The organism is Burkholderia sp. Bp9090, assembly GCF_003857985.1.
GTDB lineage: Bacteria > Pseudomonadota > Gammaproteobacteria > Burkholderiales > Burkholderiaceae > Burkholderia.
This window is the reverse complement of record NZ_QTPV01000051.1, coordinates 41,134-54,505: the sequence shown is the minus strand read 5'-3', so window position 1 is coordinate 54,505 and position 13,372 is coordinate 41,134. Positions and strand designations below refer to the sequence as shown.

Here is a 13,372-nt window from a genome sequence, read left to right as displayed (position 1 = left end):
AATTTGGCGCCGACGTCGATCCCGCGGGTCGGTTCGTCGAACAGCAGCACGCCCATGTCGCGCGCGAGCCAGCGGCCGATCACGACCTTCTGCTGGTTGCCGCCCGACAGTTCGCCGACCGCCTGCGCGGCGCCGTGGGTGCGGATCCGCAGCGCGTCGATCTGCTGCTCGGCGAGCGCCGTCTCGCGCGCCGTATCGACGATGCCGCCGCGCGCGAGCCGGTCGAGCTGGCCGAGCGACACGTTCGACGTGACCGACTGCGACAGCAGCAGCCCTTCGCCCTTGCGGTCCTCGGTGATCAGCGCGATGCCGTGCTTCACCGCGTCGACGGGCGAGCCGATGCGCGCCGGCTTCAGCGGATCGCCGACCGCGATCATCCCGGCGTCCGGCGTGTCCGCGCCGTAGATCAGCCGCAGCAATTCGGTGCGCCCGGCACCGATCAGCCCCGAGATGCCGAAGATTTCGCCCGAGCGCACTTCGAGCGACACGTCCTGCACGGCCGTGCCGCGCGTCATGCCCGACACGACGAGGCGCGGCGCGCCGATGCGGCGCGCGCCGAGGTCGATGTGCTCGCCGAGCTCGCGCCCGACCATCAGCGTGACGAGCCCGTCGGACGTCGTCGCGGCCATGTCGCCGACGTGCACGAGCCGGCCGTCGCGCAGCACCGCGACACGCTCGGCGACCCGCGCGAGTTCCTCGAGCCGGTGCGAGATGTAGACGATCGCCACGCCACGCGCCTTCAGCCGGTCGATCTGCTCGAACAGCAGTTCGACCTCGCGCGCGGTCAGCATCGCGGTCGGTTCGTCGAGGATCAGCACACGGCAGTCGCCGATCAGGTTGCGCGCGATCTCGACCATCTGCTGGTGGCCGATGCCGAGTGCGCCGACCGGCGTATCGGGATCGACCGCGTCGAGCCCGACCTGCGCCATCGCGGCACGCGCATCGTCGCGCAGCCGCGCGCGATCGATGATGCCGAAGCGCCGCGGCAGACGGTTCAGGAACAGGTTCTCGGCGACCGTCAGCGTCGGCAGCAGGTTCAGCTCCTGCATCACCATGCGCACGCCGAGCGCCTCGGCCTGCGTGCGGCTCGCCGGCGCGTAGGCCTGGCCGCCGAGTTGCATCGTGCCGGTCGTCGGGTCGACGAGCCCGCCGATGATCTTCGACAGCGTGCTCTTGCCGGCGCCGTTCTCGCCCGTCAGCGCGAGCGCTTCACCCGGCACGAGCGTCAACGTGACGTCGGCGAGCACCGGTTCGGCGTAGGTCTTGCCCACACCGGAGACGGACAGCACGGGAACGGCTGAACGGGAGGGTTGGAAGGTCGGTTCCATCGCGATCCTGGTTGCGGCCGCGCGCACGCGGCGCGCGGGTGTGACGCTCACAAGTGCATGTGCATGCAGTGGCCGTGATCGCGCTCACTCCGTATAACGGCCGCCGGGCCCGCTTCTTGAGGCCGGCGGCCGCGACGGGGCGGCGTTACTTCGTCACGAGATCCACCGGCGTCTCGACCACGCCGGACATGTCGGCCTGCTTGCGATGCTCGGCGATCGCCTTGAGCGCCGTGTCGATGCCGAACACGGCCTGCTTCGCCGCGTACTGGTCGGCGGTCGCGAGCACGCGGCCGTCCTTCAGCATCGGCCTGATCGCATTGATGTTGTCGTAGCCGACCACGAACACCTTGCCCTGCTTGCCCGCCGCGCGCACGGCCGACACGGCGCCGATCGCCATGTTGTCATTGCCGCACAGCAACGCGCGCAGGTTCGGGTATTCGTTGAGCATCGCGGACGCGACCGCATTGCCCTTGTCGATCTCCCATTCGCCCGACTGCACCGACACGACCTTCATCCCGCCCGCCTTCATCGCGTCCTCGAAGCCGGCCGTGCGCTGCTGCGCGTTGGTCGTCGTCGACACGCCTTCGAGGATGCCGACCTGGTCGCCCGCCTTCAGCCGCTTCGCGAGGTAGTCGCCGATCTTGCGCGCGCCCTTGCGGTTGTCGGGGCCGACGAACGGCACGTTCAGGTTCTTCGATTTCAGCACGTCCGGGTCGAGCCGGTTGTCGATGTTCACGACGGTGATGCCCGCGTCGACCGCCTTCTTCACGACCGGCACGAGCGCCTTCGAATCGGCCGGCGCGAGCACGATCGCATCGACCTTCGACACGATCATCTGCTCGACGATGCGGATCTGGTTCGCGGTGTCGGTCTCGTCCTTGATGCCGTTCGTGATCAGGTCGAACTGGCCGGCGTTGTGCTTCTGGTATTCCTTCGCGCCGTTTTCCATCGTCAGGAAGAACTCGTTGGCGAGCGACTTCATCACGAGCGCGACCTTCGGCTTGGCCGCGGCCTGCGCATGGACGGCCGGTGCGGCAGCGACCGCGACGGCGGCAAGCGCGGCGGTCAGGAAGCGACGGCGAAAGAGGACATTCATACACATCTCCTGGCGACTGGCCCACGGGCCAGATTATTGTTTGACTGTTGTTTTAATGAGAGCAAACGTTTGCGCTACACTTCCCGGGCATTGGCCATCGTTGCTGCTTGTCGGTACCACGGAATGGAAGCGAGGCAGACGGCCGACTGCCTGGCGCGTGCTGTCGTGACGCGCCACCGCCGGCGGGACGCCGGCGGAGTGGAAGCTATGCTGTACCGTTTCGGTTCGACGCGCAACCCGTCTGATCAATATTTAAGGGTTTATTCGGAGCCCGCGGTTGCACGTGCCGATTGCGGCGCGTTACATGATCGAAGCGAGGCACGCGCATGCGCCGTCTTGTTTTTCTATTGGTCGGCGATCAGATGACGGCCGCCGCTCACGGCAACCCGGCTTGTGAGCGACAGCTTCGATCGAAGGACCGACGCGTCGGCACGCCCTGAGATGGCGGATGCAGCATCGGCGCCCGATGCAACGCGTCCGAAGGGCGCCTGCCGCGCCCCCGGAACATCGTCCCGCCGTCAGACCGCTTCGCGCAGCAGCCCGGCGATTTCCGCTTCGTTCAGGTGCGGCGCGAACATCTCGATCAGCCGGTACGCATACGCGCGCAGGAATGCGCCCTTGCGCAACCCGACCCGCGTCGTGCTCGCCTCGAACAGGTGCTGCGTGTCGAGCGCGACGAGCCCGGTGTCGCGCTGCGGATCGAAGGCCATCGCTGCGACGACGCCGATCCCCATCCCGAGCTCGACGTAGGTCTTGATCACGTCCGCGTCGATTGCAGTCAGCACGACGTCGGGCACGGCGCCGGCCTGCGCGAATGCCTGGTCGATGTGCGAGCGGCCCGTGAAGTCCTGGTCATACGTGATGATCGGGTACTCGGCGATTTCGTCGAGCGTCAGGTTCTCGCGACCGACGAGCGGATGCCCCTTCGGCACGACGACCGTGTGGTGCCACGAATAGCACGGGAACGTGACGATGTCCGGATAGCGATCGAGCGCCTCGGTCGAGATGCCGAGATCGGCTTCGCCGTTCAGGATCATCTGCGCGATCTGCTGCGGGCTGCCCTGGCGCAGCGCGAGATGCACCTTCGGAAACACCTCGGTGAACTGGCGGATCACCTTCGGCAGCGCGTAGCGCGCTTGCGTGTGCGTCGTCGCGACGACGAGGTGGCCGCTGTCCTGGTCCGCGAACTGGCGCGCGACGCGGCGCAGGTTTTCCGCATCCAGCAGCATCCGCTCGATCAGCTGGTGCACGGCCTTGCCGGGCTCCGTGAGCCCCGTGAGCCGCTTGCCGCGCCGGATGAAGATATCGACGCCCAGTTCATCCTCGAGATCCTTGATCTGCTTCGACACGCCCGACTGCGACGTGTACAGCACGTTCGCGACTTCCGTCAGGTTCATGTTCTGGCGCACGGCCTCGCGCACGAAACGCAATTGCTGAAAATTCATGGGTATGCCTCTTAGGCTGTCGTTGTTTGAATGTCGATTCGGAGCGGTATCCGCCCTCTTCTCTTTACCGCGTCCGGGCGTCAGTGCGCGGGAAACACGCGGACCGCGCGCGGCACGGCCGTCGCGCCGTCGCCGACCTGCAGCGCGAGCGCACGCCACGCGTCGCGATCGAGTTCCGCTTCGAGTGCGCCGCCCGTGCGCGCCTCGAGTTCGACCCGCACCGAGCCGCCGAGCGGGATCACGCGGCGCACGTCGACCGCGATGCCGTCGCGATGGTCGTCGCCGGCCGGCCACAGCTGCAGGTCGTGCGGCCGCACGTATGCGTTCGCGGGACCCGCGAAATCGGCGTCGACCGCGATCGGCGCGGCCGCCCCCTCGGCCACGAAGCCGCGCCCGGCGACCGTGCCCGGCAACCGGTTCGCCGCACCGAGGAATTCGTAGACGAACGCGCTTTGCGGATGATCGTAGACGTCCTGCGGGCTGCCGACCTGCTCCACATGACCGCGGTTCAGCACGACGATCCGGTCGGCCACTTCCAGCGCCTCCTCCTGGTCGTGCGTGACGAAGATCGTCGAGATGTGCAGGTCGTCGTGCAGGCGCCGCAGCCAGCCGCGCAGTTCCTTGCGCACCTTCGCGTCGAGCGCGCCGAACGGCTCGTCGAGCAGCAGCACCTTCGGCTCGACCGCGAGCGCGCGGGCCAGCGCGATCCGCTGACGCTGGCCGCCCGACAGCTCGGACGGGTAGCGCTGCGCAAGCCAGTCGAGCTGCACGAGCTTCAGCAGTTCGTGCACTTTCTCGCGGATCACGGCTTCCGACGGCCGCTCGCGGCGCGGCTTCACGCGCAGCCCGAACGCGACGTTCTCGAACACGGTCATGTGGCGGAACAGCGCGTAATGCTGGAACACGAAACCGACCTGGCGCTCGCGCGCGCCGACCGACGCGACGTCGAGCCCCTGCAGCACGACCTGGCCGGCGTCCGCGTGCTCGAGGCCCGCGATCACGCGCAGCAGCGTGGTCTTGCCGCAACCGGACGGTCCGAGCAGTGCGACGAGCTCGCCCGGCGGAAAGTCGAGCGACACGTTGTCGAGCGCGGTGAAATCGCCGAAGCGCTTCTGAAGGTGACGGACGGTGATACCCATTCTGGTTGCCTCTTTACGATTTCGACGAAATGGCGGCGGCGGGGCCGGCATGAGCGGGAACGTCATCGCGTGCACCGGCCAGTTCGGCGGCGAGGTGACGCTCGGCGAGCAGCTTCAGCGCGAGCGTGACGAGCGCGAGCAGCGCCAGCACCGACGCCACCGCGAACGCCGCCGCGAAGTTGTATTCGTTGTACAGGATCTCGACGTGCAGCGGCATCGTGTCGGTCACGCCGCGGATGTGGCCGGACACGACCGACACCGCGCCGAACTCGCCCATCGCGCGCGCATTGCACAGGATCACGCCGTACAGCAGGCCCCACTTCACGTTCGGCAGCGTCACGCGCCGGAAGATCTGCCAGCCCGATGCGCCCAGCACGCGCGCGGCCTCCTCCTCGTCGGTGCCCTGCGCCTGCATCAGCGGGATCAGTTCACGCGCGACGAACGGGAACGTGACGAAGATCGTCGCGAGCACGATGCCCGGCACCGCGAAGATGATCTGCACGTCGTGGCCCTGCAGCCACGGCCCGAGCCAGCCCTGCGCACCGAACAGCAGCACGTAGACGAGGCCCGAGATCACCGGCGACACGGAGAACGGCAGGTCGATCAGCGTCGTCAGTAAAGCCTTGCCGCGGAATTCGAACTTCGCGATCGCCCACGACGCGCACACGCCGAACACGAGGTTCAGCGGCACCGCGATCACCGCGACGGTCAGCGTCAGCTTGATCGCCGACCATGCGTCGGGATCCGCGAGCGATTCGAGATAGAAGCCGACGCCCTTGCGCAGCGCCTCAAAAAACACCGCGGCGAGCGGCACGACGAGGAAGAACGCGAGGAACGCCAGCGCGACGCCGATCAGCAGCCAGCGCACGGCGCGCGGCTCGCTGACGGGATCCGGTTGTTTCGCGGCGCGCACGCGCGCGGCGGACGGGTTGTTCAGCACGGCGGTGGACTCCTGGCTCATTGCTGGCCTCCGGCGGCAGTCGCGGCAACGGCGACGGTCGCGGGCGCGGGGCCGCTCGCGCCCTTGCTCGTGCGGCGCTGCAGATACCACTGCAGCGTGTTGATGAGCAGCAGCATCAGGAACGACACGACCAGCATCACGACCGCCAGCGCGGTCGCGCCCGCGTAGTCGTACTGCTCGAGCTTCGTGATGATCAGCAGCGACGTGATCTCGGATTTCATCGGCACGTTGCCGGCGATGAAGATCACCGACCCGTACTCGCCGAGCGCGCGCGCGAACGCCAGTGCGAAGCCGGTGAGCAGCGCGGGCAGCACGGCCGGCAGCACGACGCGGCGGAACGTCAGCCAGCGCGTTGCGCCGAGGCACGCGGCGGCCTCTTCCTGCTCGCGCTCGAAATCCTCGAGCACGGGCTGCACGGTGCGCACGACGAACGGCAGCCCGATGAAGGTCAGCGCCACCAGCACGCCGACCGGCGTGAACGCGATCTTGATGCCGAACGGCGCGAGATACTGGCCCACCCAGCCGTTGGTCGCGTAGACGGCGGCAAGCGAGATGCCGGCGACCGACGTCGGCAGCGCGAACGGCAGGTCGACGATCGCGTCGACGAGCCGCTTGAACGGGAACGTGTAGCGCACCAGCACCCACGCGACGAGAAAGCCGAACACGGCATTGATCACCGCACCGCCGAGCGCGGAGGCAAACGTCAGCCGGTACGACGCGAGTACGCGCGGCGACGCGACGGCGGTGACGAACTGGTCCCACGACAGCGTCGCGGTCTTCAGGAACGTGGCGGCGAGCGGAATCAGCACCACGAGGCTCAAATAGGCCACCGTGATGCCGAGCGTCACGCCGAAACCGGGCAGCGCGCTCGGCTTGCGAAAGGTGTACGTCGTCATCGGATGCTCTTGCTGGGTCGTTGCTGCTCACGGGTCCGACGCAAACGCCGGCGCGGGGAGTCGCGCCGGCGGGCCGTCGGGGATGCGGCGCGCTGTCGTGGCGCGCCGCTGTCGTTGTGGTTTGCTGCTGCCTGGTGTTACTGCGGCTTGTAGATCGAGTCGAACACGCCGCCGTCCGCGAAATGCGTCTTCTGCGCGTTCGTCCAGCCGCCGAACGTGTCGTCGACCGTGTACAGCTTCAGCTTCGGAAACTGCTTCGTCAGGTCCGCCGGCACGTTCTTCGAACGCGGACGGTAGTAGTTGCGCGCCGCGATTTCCTGGCCCTGCGGGCTGTACAGGAAATTCAGGTAGGCCTCGGCCAGCTTGCGCGTGCCCTTCTTGTCGACCACCTTGTCGACCACGGCAACGGGCGGCTCGGCCAGGATGCTCACCGACGGCACGACGATCTCGAACTTGTCGGTGCCGAATTCCTTGATCGACAGGAACGCCTCGTTCTCCCACGCGATCAGCACGTCGCCGATCCCGCGCTGCACGAAGCTCGTCGTCGCACCGCGCGCGCCCGAGTCGAGCACGCCCGCATTCTTGTAGAGCTTCGTCACGAATTCCTTTGCGCTCTGCTCGTTGCCGCCCGGCTTGTGGACCGCGTATGCCCATGCGGCCAGGTAGTTCCAGCGCGCCCCGCCCGACGTCTTCGGGTTCGGCGTAACGATCGAGATGCCCGGCTTGGTCAGGTCATCCCAGTCCTTGATCCCTTTCGGGTTGCCCTTGCGCACCAGGAACACGATCGTCGACGTGTACGGCGATGCGTTGTCGGGCAGGCGCTTCTGCCAGTCCTTGTTGACGAGCCCCTTGTTGGCGATCGCGTCGATGTCGTAGGCGAGCGCCAGCGTCACGACGTCGGCCTGCAGGCCGTCGAGCACCGAGCGCGCCTGCGCGCCCGAGCCGCCGTGCGACTGCTTGAAGTTGACCGTCTCGCCCGTCTGCGCCTTCCACGCCTTGCCGAACGCCTGGTTGAAGTCCTGGTACAACTCGCGCGTCGGGTCGTAGGACACGTTCAGGAACGTCGTATCGGCCTGGGCATGCGTCGCGACGCCCAGCGCCGCCGCCGCGCCCAGCGCGAGTGTTGCGATCAGGCGGCCCACTCCGCCCACCAGCCCCGTATTGCGCTTCGCCATCCTTGGTTCTCCAGTGTTGTCGGTATTGCGATGTCGGGCCAGTCTAGCGAACGGGTTACATGATTAAAAATAATCGTTCCTTATTTTTTAATACTCAAAAGTGCTAACGCAGACGGGATGGACGGTTGAGGCAGATGAACCGGCGTCCGGGCGTCGCGAAATCACGTCGGAACCGGCGCGATCGCGTCGAACTTCAAGTAACACTTGAAATTCGCGAAGTACTGTATAAAAATACAGCTCACTGTCTATCCATACAGTTCAGCCATGACCAAACTCACCGCCCGTCAGCAGCAAGTGTTCGACTTGATCCGCCGCGCGATCGAGCGCTCCGGTTTCCCGCCCACACGCGCCGAGATCGCGGCAGAGCTGGGCTTCAGCTCGCCGAATGCGGCCGAGGAACACCTCCGTGCGCTGGCGCGCAAAGGGGTGATCGAGCTGGCCGCCGGCGCGTCGCGCGGCATCCGCCTGCTCGGCATCGACGACGCCCCCCATCAGTTCACGCTGCCGCATGCCGGCCTGATGCAACTGTCGCTGCCGCTCGTCGGCCGGGTGGCGGCCGGTAGCCCGATCCTCGCGCAGGAGCACATCTCGCAGCATTACGCGTGCGATCCCGCGCTGTTCACCAGCAAGCCCGACTACCTGCTGAAGGTGCGCGGCCTGTCGATGCGCGACGCCGGCATTCTCGACGGCGACCTCCTCGCCGTGCAGAAGCGCACGGAAGCGAAGGACGGCCAGATCATCGTCGCGCGGCTTGGCGACGACGTCACGGTCAAGCGCCTGATGCGCCGGCCAGGCGGCCTCGAGCTGATCGCGGAGAACCCGGATTACGAAAACATCTTCGTCAAGGCCGGCAGCGCGGAATTCGCGCTGGAAGGCATCGCCGTCGGGCTGATCCGCTCGGGCGAACTCTGACAATCGGTCTCGCTGAGGAGAACATCATGGAACGCCTTTCCCGTTTGCTGCCTTTCCGTCAATTCGGCCGCCTGCGTCACCTGCGCGGCCGCACGCCCTGCGCGCCGCTGTCCGCCGCGGCGCCCGTGGTGAGCCAAGAAGTCGCAGTTGAACGGCAGGCGTCGCTGCTGCCCTCAGCGCTTCCCGCCTTCGCACGGGTCTCGCTGAACGCCGGCCTGCACCACGCGGAACCGGCGCGCCGTGCGCCCGTGCGCGTTTATCACGGCCGGTCGCGCCTGATCATGGTCGGGACGATCGATGCCGTGTGCCGGATGATCGATCGCTGCATCGACGAGGAACGATCGGCCACGCACGGCGGTCTCTGATTGCGGAACCTGTCCGCACCGGAGGCATCGTGACTGGATCTTCGGGCCGCGCGTGGCGGCTCAAGCCCCTGCTGATCGTCGTGCTGGCCGTCGCCGTTTTGGTGGCGATCGGCTATGCGTACGCATCGCCGTATGTCGCGCTCGGTCGCCTGAAATCGGCGATCGATGCGCGCGATGCGCAATCGGTCAGCGAATATGTCGATTTTCCGTCGCTGCGCATCAGCCTGAAGCAGCAGGTCACGGAAGAGTTGATGCACCGGATCGACGCGGTGAAGAAGGACAACCCGTTCGCGGTGATCGGCGCGCTGATCGGCTCTGCATTGATCGGCCCGCTCGTCGATGCGTATGCGACGCCGGAAGGCGTCGCGGCGCTGATGAGCGGCATTCCCCCGCGCGGTAATCCGGGCGAGCGGCCACCCGAATGGTCGGGCCCGCCGTCAGGCGGTGCGCCTGGCAGCGCATCGGCCGCACCGCCGGCCAATCCGGCGAGCACCCCCGTACCGGGCAGCAATGCCTCGGTCGCGTCCGCGCCGGCCCCCGCATCCGCGCCAGCCGGCCCGGGCGACACGCGCCATCCGCAGCAAACGAGCGCCGGCTACCGGAATATCGATGAATTTGTCGTGACCTACCAGCGCAGTGCCGACGGCACGCGCTATGCGGCGATCTTCCACCGCTTTGGCCTGTTTTCGTGGAAGCTGTCCGCGATCGACCTGCACGCGTGAGCGGTCGCGATCGGGATCGATGCCGCTGCGGCGGCAATGGCGAGCGACCGGCGCGGATCGCAGGACAACCCGGCCGGTCACACGATCTCACTGTGTCACTTGCCGCTCGCGGTGGCCGCTTCGCGTTCGCGCGCGATCTCGGCCTTTTGCTCTTCAGCCGACGAACACGCGACCAGAATGCTGCAGTTCACGCGATCGAGCAGTTGCGTATTGCCCGACCCCATCCACCATCTCGACAATCCGCTGCGGCACCGATGGCCGACCACGACGAGGTCGGCCTTCAACTCGGTCGCGAGATTCGCGATTTCGTCGATCGGATAACCGAACGCAAAATGGCCTTCCGCCTGGACGCCGCGCTCGCGCAGCCAGTTCACGCCTTCCTGCAGGATCTCGCGCGCGGTTTCCTCGAAGCGGCCGCAGGCGACGTCGGTCAGCAGCCCCGCGCTTTGCGCGATGCTCGAGCGCATGTCGACGACCGACAGCAAATGCGTTTCCGCCTTCAGGTCCAGCGCGAGATTCGCACCGCACCGCAAGGCCTTGCGTCCTTCGAGCGTGCCGTCGTAGCACAGCAGAATCTTGTTGTAGCTAGCCATGAGACCTCCCTATCGCGACAACGTGCCCTATGCACTCATCATGGTGCGCCGCAATTCCGGACGCAAGGGATGGAAAACGCTGATTCGCCACGCGGGGCGCGTCGGCGATGATGCGGTGCACGATCCGTGCGCGCATGCACCGTCGCGCGCGTGCGCGCCCTGAAGAGACGCAGCCGATGCACTAGAATGGCCCGTCCGTGTCCTCGACGTGCGTTCGCCCCGGTCATGCCCATGTGACACGCATTCGCCCGATCCGTTCGCCGAGCGGCATGCCCATCCGGCCGGCCGCGAAACGCGTCCGCGCCTGCCTACAACGACAACCTGCCCATGTCCGTTGCACCGATCGATTTCCGGAACGTCGAAAAGCGCTATGGCGACAAGCTCGTCGTCAACGGCCTGTCCTTCCACGTGCAGGCCGGCGAATGCTACGGCCTGCTCGGGCCGAACGGCGCCGGCAAGACCACGACGCTGAAAATGCTGCTCGGCCTCGTGTATCCCAACGCCGGCACCATTTCACTGTGCGGCGAACCGGTTCCGTCGCGCGCGCGGCATGCGCGCCAGCGCGTCGGCGTCGTCCCGCAGTTCGACAACCTCGACCCCGACTTCACGGTCCGCGAAAACCTGCTCGTGTTCAGCCGCTATTTCGGGATGTCGGCGCAGGCTTCACGCGCGCTGGTGCAGCCGCTGCTGGAATTCGCGAAGCTGGAGAACAAGGCCGATGCGAAGGTCGGCGAGCTGTCGGGCGGGATGAAGCGCCGCCTGACGCTTGCGCGCGCGCTCGTCAACGATCCGGACGTGCTGGTGCTCGACGAGCCGACGACGGGGCTCGATCCACAGGCGCGGCACCTGATGTGGGAGCGCTTGCGTTCGCTGCTCGCGCGCGGCAAGACGATCCTGATCACCACGCATTTCATGGAGGAAGCCGAGCGCCTGTGCGACCGGCTGTGCGTGATCGAGGAAGGCCGCAAGATCGCCGAAGGCGCGCCGCACGCGCTGATCGAATCGGAGATCGGCTGCGACGTGATCGAGATCTACGGGCCGGACCCGGTCGCGCTGCGCGACGAGCTGACGCCGTTCGCGAAACGCACCGAGATCAGCGGCGAGACGCTGTTCTGCTACGTGAGCGATCCCGAGCCGCTCAGCGCCCGGCTCAAGGGTCGCACGGGATTGCGCTATCTGCATCGTCCGGCCAATCTGGAAGACGTGTTCCTGCGGCTCACGGGCCGCGAAATGCAGGACTGATCGATCATGGACGCACGCAACTATTCCGCCGCCGCGCCGTCCGCACCGCCACGCGAATCACGCTTCGCAGTCGCGCTGCCCGCGAATGCCACCAACTGGATCGCCGTGTGGCGGCGCAACTACCTCGTGTGGCGCAAGCTCGCGCTCGCGTCGCTGTTCGGCAATCTCGCCGATCCGATGATCTACCTGTTCGGGCTGGGATTCGGGCTCGGCCTGATGCTCGGCCACGTCGACGGCGTGTCGTATATCGCGTTCCTCGCGGCCGGCACGGTCGGTTCGAGCGTGATGATGTCCGCGAGCTTCGAGTCGATGTATTCGGGCTTCTCGCGGATGCACGTGCAGCGCACCTGGGAAGCGATCATGCACACGCCGCTCGCGCTGGGCGACATCGTGCTCGGGGAGATCGTCTGGGCGGCGAGCAAGGCGCTGTTGTCGGGCGTCGCGATCATGCTCGTCGCGGGCCTGCTCGGCTATGCGCGCTTTCCGTCGATGCTCGCGGCGCTACCCGTGATCGTGCTCGCCGGCCTCGCGTTCGCGAGCACCGCGATGATCGTCACCGCGCTCGCGCCGTCCTACGACTTCTTCATGTTCTATCAGACGCTCGTGCTGACGCCGATGCTGCTGCTGTCGGGCGTGTTCTTCCCGATCACGCAGTTGCCGCCGATCGCGCAGCATGCCGCGCACGTGCTGCCGCTCGCCAACGCGGTCGAACTGATCCGGCCCGCGATGCTCGGCCGGCCGGCGACGGACGCCGGCCTGCATCTCGCGGTGCTCGCCGGTTATGCGGTCGGCGGATTCATCGTCTCCGCGTGGCTGTTCCGGCGGCGCATGATGCGCTGACGGCCGACGCGCACGGCGCGCCGGCTCGCTGCGACGAAGCGGCGGCGGCGTTACTCGTCGTCGTCGCTCCACGGAATCTCGACGTCGGTCAGGAATGCGACGGTCGCCAGCGGGCCGCCTTCGTGGCGGCCGAGCTTGCCGTCCGCGCGATGCCATTCGACGCGGAACTGCGTACCCGGATCGTCGGCAACCAGATAGACCGCGCGCAATTCTTCGGCGTCGGCTTCGTCGACCGGACCGTCGAACGACACCAGCATCTTCTGCGGCCACAGGCCGTTCACCGGATCGTAGATGCGGTCGCCCTGCGGAATCTCGATGCTGGCCTCGACGCCGATCGTGGCGGAGGCCTCGATGATCATCGTGCCGAGCGCGTTCAGCACGGCAGTCGCCCGCGCGGAATTGGCCTGGCGGATCGCGAGATCGCCACGCGTCAGCGCCTTTTCGAGTCGAGGATGAATCTTCGGTTGGGTCATGCGTTTTCCTGTTTGCTTCTTGTAAAGGGCACCGCGCGCGTGAGGCGGCGGCGCCGGATGAATACGACGGTCATGCGACGGGACCGGTCGGCGCCCGCCGCGGCGGCCATCGCGCAGGGTCCGGTCGCCGGCAGCCGGGCATGTCGTGCCCCGCGCCTCGATCGGCCACGCGAGCCGGACTTGTC

At 67.1% G+C, this 13,372-nt stretch carries 15 protein-coding genes; 6 read left to right on the top strand and 9 right to left on the bottom strand.

The genetic code is table 11. The features are described from left to right. The 7 genes from DIE16_RS31590 to DIE16_RS31560 all read right to left on the bottom strand — a co-directional run. On the bottom strand, positions 1 to 1,328 hold a 1,328-nt coding region (locus DIE16_RS31590; RefSeq protein ID WP_148095402.1), incomplete at its 3' end, for a sugar ABC transporter ATP-binding protein. Positions 1,329 to 1,473: 145 nt separating this feature from the next. Continuing rightward, positions 1,474 to 2,424, bottom strand: coding sequence for a sugar ABC transporter substrate-binding protein (locus tag DIE16_RS31585; RefSeq protein ID WP_044843604.1), 951 nt, complete (start codon positions 2,422 to 2,424; stop codon positions 1,474 to 1,476). 518 nt (positions 2,425 to 2,942) lie between these two features. Continuing rightward, positions 2,943 to 3,869 carry a CysB family HTH-type transcriptional regulator gene (locus DIE16_RS31580; RefSeq protein ID WP_044843605.1) on the bottom strand — a complete coding sequence of 309 codons (927 nt, stop codon included), beginning with the start codon at positions 3,867 to 3,869 and terminating at the stop codon, positions 2,943 to 2,945. A gap of 80 nt (positions 3,870 to 3,949) precedes the next feature. Then, on the bottom strand, positions 3,950 to 5,008 hold the full coding sequence (locus DIE16_RS31575) for a sulfate/molybdate ABC transporter ATP-binding protein (RefSeq protein WP_044843606.1): 1,059 nt from the start codon (positions 5,006 to 5,008) through the stop codon (positions 3,950 to 3,952). Between the two features lie 13 nt (positions 5,009 to 5,021). Next, positions 5,022 to 5,969 carry a sulfate ABC transporter permease subunit CysW gene (gene cysW, locus DIE16_RS31570; RefSeq protein WP_044843607.1) on the bottom strand — a complete coding sequence of 316 codons (948 nt, stop codon included), beginning with the start codon at positions 5,967 to 5,969 and terminating at the stop codon, positions 5,022 to 5,024. Beyond that, on the bottom strand, positions 5,966 to 6,865 hold the full coding sequence (gene cysT, locus DIE16_RS31565) for a sulfate ABC transporter permease subunit CysT (RefSeq protein WP_124894073.1): 900 nt from the start codon (positions 6,863 to 6,865) through the stop codon (positions 5,966 to 5,968). Before cysT ends, cysW begins: the two co-directional genes overlap by 4 nt. Before the next feature lie 137 nt (positions 6,866 to 7,002). After that, a complete protein-coding gene (locus DIE16_RS31560; protein ID WP_124485540.1) occupies positions 7,003 to 8,040 on the bottom strand; it encodes a sulfate ABC transporter substrate-binding protein in 1,038 nt (345 codons plus the stop codon). 264 nt (positions 8,041 to 8,304) lie between these two features. Between DIE16_RS31560 and lexA the strand changes: the two genes are divergently transcribed. From lexA to DIE16_RS31540, 3 genes are read left to right on the top strand one after another with little or no spacing between them, the layout of a single operon-like run. Continuing rightward, positions 8,305 to 8,952: a transcriptional repressor LexA gene (gene lexA / locus DIE16_RS31550; RefSeq protein ID WP_006754655.1), complete on the top strand. Its 648-nt coding sequence runs from the start codon at positions 8,305 to 8,307 to the stop codon at positions 8,950 to 8,952. A gap of 26 nt (positions 8,953 to 8,978) precedes the next feature. Continuing rightward, the gene (locus tag DIE16_RS31545) at positions 8,979 to 9,317 is read left to right on the top strand and encodes a hypothetical protein (RefSeq protein WP_044843610.1); all 339 of its coding nucleotides are present in this window, start codon (positions 8,979 to 8,981) and stop codon (positions 9,315 to 9,317) included. Positions 9,318 to 9,346: 29 nt separating this feature from the next. Then, the gene (locus DIE16_RS31540) at positions 9,347 to 10,039 is read left to right on the top strand and encodes a DUF2939 domain-containing protein (protein WP_124485541.1); all 693 of its coding nucleotides are present in this window, start codon (positions 9,347 to 9,349) and stop codon (positions 10,037 to 10,039) included. Positions 10,040 to 10,134: 95 nt separating this feature from the next. On the opposite strand, the gene DIE16_RS31535 is transcribed toward DIE16_RS31540, so the two are convergent. Further along, positions 10,135 to 10,632 (bottom strand): universal stress protein, encoded by a 498-nt coding sequence (locus tag DIE16_RS31535; RefSeq protein ID WP_044843612.1) that lies wholly within the window; start codon positions 10,630 to 10,632, stop codon positions 10,135 to 10,137. Between DIE16_RS31535 and DIE16_RS36805 the strand changes: the two genes are divergently transcribed. From DIE16_RS36805 to DIE16_RS31525, 3 genes are all read left to right on the top strand, one after another. Continuing rightward, the gene (locus DIE16_RS36805) at positions 10,631 to 10,795 is read left to right on the top strand and encodes a hypothetical protein (protein WP_185500322.1); all 165 of its coding nucleotides are present in this window, start codon (positions 10,631 to 10,633) and stop codon (positions 10,793 to 10,795) included. The genes DIE16_RS31535 and DIE16_RS36805 overlap by 2 nt on opposite strands. 164 nt (positions 10,796 to 10,959) lie before the next feature. Beyond that, a complete protein-coding gene (gene nodI / locus DIE16_RS31530) occupies positions 10,960 to 11,874 on the top strand; it encodes a nodulation factor ABC transporter ATP-binding protein NodI (RefSeq protein WP_124485542.1) in 915 nt (304 codons plus the stop codon). Positions 11,875 to 11,880: 6 nt separating this feature from the next. Then, on the top strand, positions 11,881 to 12,714 hold the full coding sequence (locus DIE16_RS31525; protein ID WP_044843614.1) for an ABC transporter permease: 834 nt from the start codon (positions 11,881 to 11,883) through the stop codon (positions 12,712 to 12,714). 50 nt (positions 12,715 to 12,764) lie between these two features. Here the strand turns inward: DIE16_RS31525 and DIE16_RS31520 are convergent, their stop codons facing one another. Beyond that, entirely contained in the window at positions 12,765 to 13,187 is a 423-nt protein-coding gene (locus DIE16_RS31520) for a hypothetical protein (protein ID WP_044843615.1), read from the bottom strand. Between the last annotated feature and the right edge of the window lie 185 nt (positions 13,188 to 13,372).

Coding starts and splice junctions, on each gene's coding strand:
- cysT (WP_124894073.1), bottom strand. CDS start 6,865: ATGACGACGTACACCTTTCGCAAGCCGAGCGCGCTGCCCGGTTTCGGC.
- DIE16_RS31525 (WP_044843614.1), top strand. CDS start 11,881: ATGGACGCACGCAACTATTCCGCCGCCGCGCCGTCCGCACCGCCACGC.
- DIE16_RS31545 (WP_044843610.1), top strand. CDS start 8,979: ATGGAACGCCTTTCCCGTTTGCTGCCTTTCCGTCAATTCGGCCGCCTG.
- DIE16_RS31520 (WP_044843615.1), bottom strand. CDS start 13,187: ATGACCCAACCGAAGATTCATCCTCGACTCGAAAAGGCGCTGACGCGT.
- lexA (WP_006754655.1), top strand. CDS start 8,305: ATGACCAAACTCACCGCCCGTCAGCAGCAAGTGTTCGACTTGATCCGC.
- nodI (WP_124485542.1), top strand. CDS start 10,960: ATGTCCGTTGCACCGATCGATTTCCGGAACGTCGAAAAGCGCTATGGC.
- DIE16_RS31575 (WP_044843606.1), bottom strand. CDS start 5,008: ATGGGTATCACCGTCCGTCACCTTCAGAAGCGCTTCGGCGATTTCACC.
- DIE16_RS31580 (WP_044843605.1), bottom strand. CDS start 3,869: ATGAATTTTCAGCAATTGCGTTTCGTGCGCGAGGCCGTGCGCCAGAAC.
- cysW (WP_044843607.1), bottom strand. CDS start 5,969: ATGAGCCAGGAGTCCACCGCCGTGCTGAACAACCCGTCCGCCGCGCGC.
- DIE16_RS31585 (WP_044843604.1), bottom strand. CDS start 2,424: ATGAATGTCCTCTTTCGCCGTCGCTTCCTGACCGCCGCGCTTGCCGCC.
- DIE16_RS36805 (WP_185500322.1), top strand. CDS start 10,631: ATGAGACCTCCCTATCGCGACAACGTGCCCTATGCACTCATCATGGTG.
- DIE16_RS31560 (WP_124485540.1), bottom strand. CDS start 8,040: ATGGCGAAGCGCAATACGGGGCTGGTGGGCGGAGTGGGCCGCCTGATC.
- DIE16_RS31535 (WP_044843612.1), bottom strand. CDS start 10,632: ATGGCTAGCTACAACAAGATTCTGCTGTGCTACGACGGCACGCTCGAA.